The sequence below is a fragment of the Mycobacterium sp. shizuoka-1 genome (genome assembly GCF_002723835.1).
Classification (GTDB): Bacteria; Actinomycetota; Actinomycetes; order Mycobacteriales; family Mycobacteriaceae; genus Mycobacterium.
On sequence record NZ_BEWG01000011.1, the window covers coordinates 1 to 7,540 of the forward strand.

At 62.6% G+C, this 7,540-nt stretch carries 9 protein-coding genes; 4 read left to right on the top strand and 5 right to left on the bottom strand.

What is annotated here, in order from left to right:
• Positions 1-322 precede the first annotated feature (322 nt).
• The 3 genes from MSZK_RS02990 to MSZK_RS03000 are packed head-to-tail and all read right to left on the bottom strand — an operon-like array spanning position 323 to position 3,142.
• The gene (locus MSZK_RS02990; protein WP_099244696.1) at positions 323-1,765 is read right to left on the bottom strand and encodes a cytochrome P450; all 1,443 of its coding nucleotides are present in this window, start codon (positions 1,763-1,765) and stop codon (positions 323-325) included.
• Positions 1,762-2,226, bottom strand: coding sequence for an SRPBCC family protein (locus tag MSZK_RS02995; RefSeq protein ID WP_099244698.1), 465 nt, complete (start codon positions 2,224-2,226; stop codon positions 1,762-1,764). Before MSZK_RS02995 ends, MSZK_RS02990 begins: the two co-directional genes overlap by 4 nt.
• A 19-nt stretch (positions 2,227-2,245) precedes the next feature.
• The gene (locus tag MSZK_RS03000) at positions 2,246-3,142 is read right to left on the bottom strand and encodes a hypothetical protein (RefSeq protein ID WP_142389845.1); all 897 of its coding nucleotides are present in this window, start codon (positions 3,140-3,142) and stop codon (positions 2,246-2,248) included.
• A 44-nt stretch (positions 3,143-3,186) separates the two neighbouring features.
• On the opposite strand from MSZK_RS03000, the gene MSZK_RS03005 reads away from it, so the two are divergent.
• The 4 genes from MSZK_RS03005 to MSZK_RS03020 all read left to right on the top strand — a co-directional run bounded on the left by MSZK_RS03005 (position 3,187) and on the right by MSZK_RS03020 (position 5,924).
• Positions 3,187-3,387 carry a hypothetical protein gene (locus MSZK_RS03005; RefSeq protein WP_142389846.1) on the top strand — a complete coding sequence of 67 codons (201 nt, stop codon included), beginning with the start codon at positions 3,187-3,189 and terminating at the stop codon, positions 3,385-3,387.
• Positions 3,384-4,298, top strand: coding sequence for an SDR family NAD(P)-dependent oxidoreductase (locus MSZK_RS03010; RefSeq protein WP_233211090.1), 915 nt, complete (start codon positions 3,384-3,386; stop codon positions 4,296-4,298). Before MSZK_RS03005 ends, MSZK_RS03010 begins: the two co-directional genes overlap by 4 nt.
• 178 nt (positions 4,299-4,476) lie before the next feature.
• Positions 4,477-5,466 (top strand): nitronate monooxygenase family protein, encoded by a 990-nt coding sequence (locus MSZK_RS03015; protein WP_099244704.1) that lies wholly within the window; start codon positions 4,477-4,479, stop codon positions 5,464-5,466.
• Positions 5,463-5,924 carry a PaaI family thioesterase gene (locus MSZK_RS03020; RefSeq protein ID WP_233211091.1) on the top strand — a complete coding sequence of 154 codons (462 nt, stop codon included), beginning with the start codon at positions 5,463-5,465 and terminating at the stop codon, positions 5,922-5,924. The genes MSZK_RS03015 and MSZK_RS03020 overlap by 4 nt, the downstream gene beginning before the upstream one ends.
• 62 nt (positions 5,925-5,986) lie before the next feature.
• Here the strand turns inward: MSZK_RS03020 and MSZK_RS03025 are convergent, their stop codons facing one another.
• Positions 5,987-6,775, bottom strand: a complete 789-nt coding sequence (locus MSZK_RS03025; RefSeq protein WP_099244708.1) for a hypothetical protein — start codon at positions 6,773-6,775, stop codon at positions 5,987-5,989.
• A gap of 48 nt (positions 6,776-6,823) precedes the next feature.
• Positions 6,824-7,414 carry a TetR/AcrR family transcriptional regulator gene (locus tag MSZK_RS03030; RefSeq protein WP_158230538.1) on the bottom strand — a complete coding sequence of 197 codons (591 nt, stop codon included), beginning with the start codon at positions 7,412-7,414 and terminating at the stop codon, positions 6,824-6,826.
• Between the last annotated feature and the right edge of the window lie 126 nt (positions 7,415-7,540).

A 7,540-nucleotide genomic window follows, 5' to 3' on the forward strand; every position in this document is an offset into this window, starting at 1 on the left:
GTCGTGGGCTTCCCAGCAGACTGTTCCTTCGGCATACCTGCATCCTCGTTTCCAAGGTCAGGAGCCTCCGGGATTTCCAGGGCGGTTCACATAACGCTTCCGCTGCGCGCGTGACCACTCCAGGTGTTGCATCAGCACTGGCAACGCGTCGCCGAGCAACGGCATACCACCATCACCCATTACGGGGCAAAGGTCAGACCCTGCCGGCGGCTCAGCCAACGGCTCGGAATGGGCCGGCAACCGATCCAGGAGCGAGACGGCTACCGATCTAGCGTGCCGTAACGGCGCGTAGGTCATGATGGATCCCTTCGGATGAATGCGATCAGCGGCGGTAGAGGCGCATCGGGAGTGTCTTGAGGCCGGTCGACAGGTGATAGCTGTGCTTCGGCTGCCAACCGCCGGGCACTTCGAAGTGGTATCGCGCCAATATGTTCGCCAGCGCCGAGACGCCCTCGAGGTAGGCCATCCGCATGCCCAGGCATCGCCGTGGACCGACGCCGAATGGCATGAACGCGTACTTGTCGATGTCATCGCCGAGGAATCGCTCTGGACGAAACTCTTCCGGCTTGTTCCAGTACCGGTGATCACGATGCATCGCATGCAGCGACGTAATCACAATGGCCCCCTTGGGTACTCGGTACCCGTCGATTTCGTCGTCCTGGGTCGCGAATCGCGCATTGAACGGGGCGCCTTGCAGCCGCTGCGCCTCGTCGAAACAGGCGCGCAGGTAAGTAAGCTGTGGTAGGTCGCCGTAGCCGAACGACGTCCGCGCGAGCGCATCGACCTCGGCGTAGGCCTTGTCGCATTCATGTGGATTCAATGCGAGCAGCCCGAGCGTCCAGGACAACACGGCTGCGGTGGTATCGAAACCTGCGAAGAGCAATGTGATCATCTCCGATCGCAGCTCCTCATAAGTGAATGTGGTGCCGTCGTCGAAAGTGGCGCCGAGCAGCTGGTTGAGCACATCCGACGAATCGGTGGGGGTGGCCTTCCGCGCGACGATCATGTCGTCGACCAGTCGCTTCATCACCTGAAGGTTCCTTCGGCCACGATTCAGAAGTGGGATCGGGGCATGCAGGTAGATCTGCTGCCCTTTCGGCAATCTCCAGAACAGCGGATAGATCGCCATACTGCGCGCCATGAGCTTGCCGTGTTCGAGGGTGCGCTCGACCCAATCAGCGATCTGTGCGTCATTCCACGTGCCGCCGAACATCGAATGCATGAGCGCCGACATCGTCACAATGCCGATTTCATGCTGCATTTCGATCCATTCGCCGGTGTCAGCCATGCGGTCCCAAGCCGTGATCGCGTGCTCAAGCGCCGCTGTGATCACCGGTGTTGCGGCCTTGAGCTTGCGCTCGGTGAACGGTTTGTGCATGACACCTCGATGTCGCTTCCATTGCTGGCCTTCCAACACCGGAAGCGGCTTCGGCCCACCCGGCATGCCGGCAACCTCGGCGATCTCGTGGTAGTGGGAGTACACATCGGGATCCCCGTTGAACACGCGATTGACGTAATCGGCGTTGCTTACCAGGATGATCCGCACCGCGGGAAACGGCACCGTGACGATGTCGCCGTAACGTCGGACCAGCTTCGGCAGGTAGCCGAACGGATCACGCATGATGTTAGGGGCGACACCAACGATGGGCATCCCCTTTGGGCCAGGGGGCAACGGCAACCGACCGTGGACCCGCGCGGTCTTGCCATGCGCGACCGGACATTGGGTGACAGCCACATCCGCCTCGGTGGCATTCAACTCAGTCATAGACGCGCACCCTGCGTGACACCTGCCAGCGGTAGCTGCTCGCGAAGGTTGGCCTCAATATGGTCCATGGCGTGGCACACGAAGGGACTCATCAACGGGCGAAGCGTCCGGCCGACGACACCACCGGGAAGGGCATACCCAAAATGAACACTGAGCATCGTGCGCCGCGGCGCTGGAGCCGACAACACGAATGTCACGGCGGCCTTGATCCCTGCGGTCGTCTCGGCGGCGATGAGCCGATTGGTTTCCCAGCCCGTCACAAGCAGGCGACACTTCACGCCGAGTTTGCCTACCCGGGTGCGACCTTCGAACTGCGCACCCACGCCGGTAGCCCTTTCGCCGATCACCTCGACGCGTTCCAGTCCGAGACACCATAGCCGCCAGGTTCGGTAGTCGGTAACGTAGGCAAATACTGTCGACACCGGCATATCCAAGGCGATCTCACGAGTCGCTTCGATCACTGGCTTTCCCGCCTTCCGATCAGGCCACCGCGGCGGGAGCAGTGGCGATTGCTCTTGCCGCTCCGGCGTCGGCCCGGTACCGCTCCAGCGTCGGCGAGTAGACACACCAGATGACGACGGCCAGATTGAGTGCCGTGGCAATCGCCCCTGCAGACCAACCGACCACCGGCCCTGCGTGGAGGGCGATCGCGAGGTAGGCGGGCCAGGATGTCACCACCGCGAAGGCAGGTAGCGCTGCAGCCACCGCAAGCGGCACGAGCATCCAACGCCAGCCGCGCACGTGCGGCATCAACCAGCCCAGCACCCAGGCGATCACGGCGAACATGCCGCCGTTCTGCACGAGGCTGTAAATCGGGACGCCGAGCAGCACCGCGTGGTTACCGTAATAGATGATCCAGCAGAAGTGCGATCCAAGCATTTCCAGCGGCAACTCGAGCACGGTAACAACGCCGACCAGCAGTAGCAGGACCTTGGCCGGCAATCCCCGTCGGACGATCTCGCACGCAGCTACCGAGCACAGCGGAATTCCCGCGCCGTAGAAGAACACTCCGAACAACGCCATCGGCCGATCGGCCACCGTCAATGCGACCAGATGATTGGTCGGGTACCACGCCGCCACAAACCAGTCGGCGAGCGGCTCGACGACGAACGGATAAAGCGTGTATCCGGCCACCGCCGTCCAGAAGTACAGCGCGCTTCGGGTGCGCATCGTGTAGATCACTCCCACGATCGCAGAGAGCAACGCGAAGATGATCGCCCCAATGAGCAGGGGCGTGGTGTGTTGCGCCACGCAGGTGGTGGGTGGGTCGAGAAAAACTCCAGCAGCGACCGAGCTTGTGATCGTCGCCATAGCCATGATCGTGACATCACTGAGTTGATCTGTCAATCCAAAATATGAATGATGATTCATAACCATGTATCGTCTGTCAGGCGGACTTGTGAAGCGGGAGGGTGGCTGCGATGACGACAACGACGGCGCGGCGCGGGCATAACAGGGTGGCCGAGCGTCATCGTGCGCTTCAGATCCAGCTGATCCGCCAAGAAATCGCTGATCCAGCGCTGCCCGAGATCTCCGAACATCGTTACGACGAGACGTCGATCGGCCCTATAGGCGGGCGGCGAGCACGTTACGACACCCGGATCGTCGGGGGGCTGGCGTGACCGCCGATACAGAAGCCTCGAAGTTATGGAAGGGGTCGAAGGAGCTCGGCGTGGCGCTCGTGATGAGGACTGGCACGGTGTTGACTCGGGTCCGACGTGTGCCTCGGCCGTTCGTGCCGAGCCTCGAGTCCCGGGTTCGCGGCCGTACGGTGCTGATTACGGGTGCGTCCAGCGGCATCGGGCGGCAGTTGGCGATCCGAGTCGCCGGAGCCGGCGCAATTGTGCTCGTTACTGCGCGGCGGGCCGATCTACTTGATGATTTGGTCCGTGTCATCAGAGGGGCTGGTGACTGTGCGGCTGCGATCCCCGGGGATCTCGCGTCCGACGACGGCATCAACTCGATCGCCGATGCCGTTCTAACCAAATACGGTGCGCCCGACGTGTTGGTTCTCAACGCAGGACGGTCAATTATGCGAACGCTCGCCGAATCGGAGTTCCGCCTACACGATTTCGAGCGCACGGTGCGCGTGAACTATCTCGGCGCAGTCGGTCTGCTGCTGCGATTCCTACCCGGAATGTCTGCTCGGCGCTCGGGCCAGGTTGTGCATACCTCGTCGATCACCGTGCCGATCCACGGCGCCCGCTTCTCGGCCTACGTCGCGTCGAAATCGGCGCTTGAATCGGTCCTCAACGTCGCCGCGGTCGAGCACCTCAACGACGGCGTGAGATTCACCAGCGTCCGGTTGCCGCTTGTGGAAACCGAGATGATCGCTGGCGCCGACTGGACTGGATTCGCTCGGCTCACTACCGAGGAGGCAGTCGAGATGATAGTCGACGCTATCCGTCGACAGCCGCGCCAACTCGATCACCCTGTCTCCGCCGTAGGGAGGTTGCTCTACGGAGTCGCGCCAAGGATGGCAGACCGAGTGCAGAGTTACTTCCACACTCGCATGGAGAACCTGATCCAGTGAGGACCGGGCGGGTGGTCAGGCCTGGGCACGGAAGTGTGCCGACGAGGGCACGCCGATGGATCGTGCGACCTGCACGGCGGCTTCGTCGCGATAACACCGGTTCGCCGGCGTCCTCAGCAAATCGGACAATTCGATTCCGTTAGACAGCGTCACAACACAATTAAGGAGAACACTCGTTATGCTTCGCACCCGGTTCACCGAGGAATTCGGCGTTGACCACCCGATCACCCAGGGCGGCATGATGTGGGTCGGGCGCGCCGAGCTTGTCGCAGCCGTCGCCAACGCCGGGGCGCTGGGATTCCTCACGGCCCTCACCCAGCCGACGCCCGACGACCTACGGTTGGAAATCGAGCGCACCCGCGAACTCACCAAGAAGCCGTTTGGCGTCAACCTCACCGTGCTGCCGACAATCAATCCGCCGCCCTACGAGCAGTACGTCGAGGCGATCGTCGACAGCGGTATCAAGATCGTCGAATTTGCCGGCAATCCGGCCCCGTTCGTCGGGCAGTTCAAGCAGGCAGGTATCAAGTTCCTCCACAAGTGCACCAGCGTGCGCCACGCCATCAAGGCACAGCAACTGGGTGCCGACGCAGTCAGTATCGACGGCTTCGAATGCGCTGGGCACCCCGGCGAGGACGACATCCCAGGCCTGATTCTGATTCCGGCCGCGGCTCGGGAGCTACAGATCCCGATGATCGCTTCCGGTGGCATCGCGGATGCCCGCGGGTTGGTCGCCGCGCTGGCGCTGGGCGCAGACGGCGTCAACATGGGCACCCGCTTCTTGTGCACCCAGGAGTCCTGCATCAACCCCAAGGTCAAAGAACAGATCGTCGCAAACTCGCATCTCGACACTCAGTTGATCTTCCGCACGCTCCGCAACACCGCACGCGTCGTCGACAACGAGGTCAGCCGCAGGGTAGTCGAGATCGAGGGCGGCGGCGGCTCATTCGACGACCTGCGCGACCTAGTGTCCGGTGAGCGCGGCCGCAAGGTGTTCGACGAAGGCGACCTTGCTGCAGGCATCTGGAGCGCGGGTCTCGCGCAGGGCCTCATTCACGACATCCCCACGGTCGGAGCTCTTGTAGAGCGAATGATCGCCGAAGCCGAGACGATCATCGCCAGCCGCCTCGCTGAGATCGTCGTCGAACCGGTCGAGGTTTCCTCGTGAGTCACGAATCACCGTCATTCATCGAAATAATCAACAGCGCAATGGAGTACACGATCCCGATTGCGCACACGATGGGTGTGCGAGCCGTTGAGGTGCGGCGCGGCTACGCCGCGCTGAGCGTGCCTATCGAAGGCAATGGCAACCACTTCGGCGTGATGTACGCCGGCGTGCTGTTCACCGTCGCCGAGATGCTCGGCGGCGTACTCGCGTTGCCCGTGTTCGACAACGCGCGGTTCTATCCACTCGTGAAGGATGTGCAGATTTCCTTCCTGAAGCCGGCGAGGACCGATGTGGTGTCGGAGGCATCACTATCCGACGAGGAGATTGCCCGGGTGGCCACCGAAGTCGACGCAAACGGAAAGAGCGCTTATATCGTCGAAGCTGCGGTCAAGAACGACGAAGGGACCGTGGTCGCAACGACGACGGCATTGTGCCAGTTGCGTGCGCATGGCAAGTGATCTCGGGCCTTCTACTCGCGCGTGGCAGTGCTCGGCATCGCTCATTGCGAGCTCGGACCGACTCAGCTTCGCCGTTCGCCGCGCTTGCCCACTCTAGGCACCCGTTTGCCGATTTCGCGGAGCGGTTCGACCGCAGAAGCCAGCGCCTGCGACGAATCGTCGAATCGTCTGATGATGGGCTCCAAAGACTCGATCACCGGCGCCAACTGGACGATGACGGGGGCAAGGCGCTCCACAACGGGTGCAACCTCCTCCACGGCCGGGGCAAGCTGAGCGACCGACGGCTCGGCCTTCGCCAGAACCGGCACCAATTCGATCAGGTAGGGCTCGACCCGTTCGAGAACCGGCACCAGCGCCAGGAATGCGGGCTCCAGCCGCTGCACGACGGGAAGAATATCCACGATCGCCGTGACGAGTTCATTGAGATTCTCGATGACGCCGCCTTCTTGGACGAGTTGCTCGATCAGCCCCTCCTTGGCGAGGAGCCGGTCAATGACGCCGCCCTCCATGAGCATTCGATCGATCGCACCTTCCTTAGCCATCAGCCGGTCGAAGGTACCGTCGGGAGCGACGACCCGGTCGATGACGCCGCCCTCCTCGATCAATCGATCCAGGGGTCCACCGACTTCGGTGAGCCGCGACACCACGCCGTTCTCGTCCAACACCCGGTCGACAACGCCGCCCTCGGCCATCGCCTTGCCAAGGGGGCGGTCCTCACTCGTGACTGCCGCGGCCTGGTACAACAACCGCACTGGACCGTCGGGCGCGACAAGACGCGCGACACCAAGGCTCGCCTCGCCGAACGCGATCGCGACTCGGGCGGGGAATGTAGCCAGCGATACGAGGTTCATCGGCAAAATGTCATCCGCTGCAGAGTCTCGTTGATTCTTGCGACACGCTCAGCGGCGTCGCCGTCGCGGGCTGGCCCCCCCGACGATGCCGTAAACGAGCATGTTCAGGCCGGCCCTCACCGACTCGGTCCAGGGTTGCCCGGCCATGGCCTGAAACTGCCGGGATGTCAATTGTTGGGCCATGGCGACCAACATCAGCGCAGCGAACTCGGCGTCGACGTCTGGGAACACTCCGTTGGCGATACCTTCCTCGATGAACCTCTGTAACGTCGCAACCGCGGTCGCGGCGAAGTCGTTCAACAGACGCGCGGCAGGACGGTACTGGGTCGTGTCATCGACGAACCCGGGCCCGGTTCTGCTGAGCTCCTCTACATTTCGGGTCACGTAGGCCTCGATCTTCGCCGTCGGATCAGTCACCTTCGCGGCCGCGGCACGGCCCTGTACGTCAATACGGTGGATGATCCGTTCCAGCACAAGTAAGAACAGCTCTTCCTTCGTGCGGGCGAGTTCATAAAGCGTTGCGCGTGAGCAGTGCGCTGTTGCCGTCAGCTCGGCGACCGACAAGGAGCGAAACCCACGCTCAAGAAACAGCGCCTCCAAGGCGTCGAGGATCTCAGATTGACGTTTCGAGAGCGGCACCGGCACACCACTGCCCGCCCGGAAGACGGTAGGGGTCTGAACCGCCCTGGTTCTGCCGGAGGCTCGGGCTATTGGATTCCGACCAGGGGTTGGGCGGTCCGTTGGGCATCGTAGAACGCCGCCTCA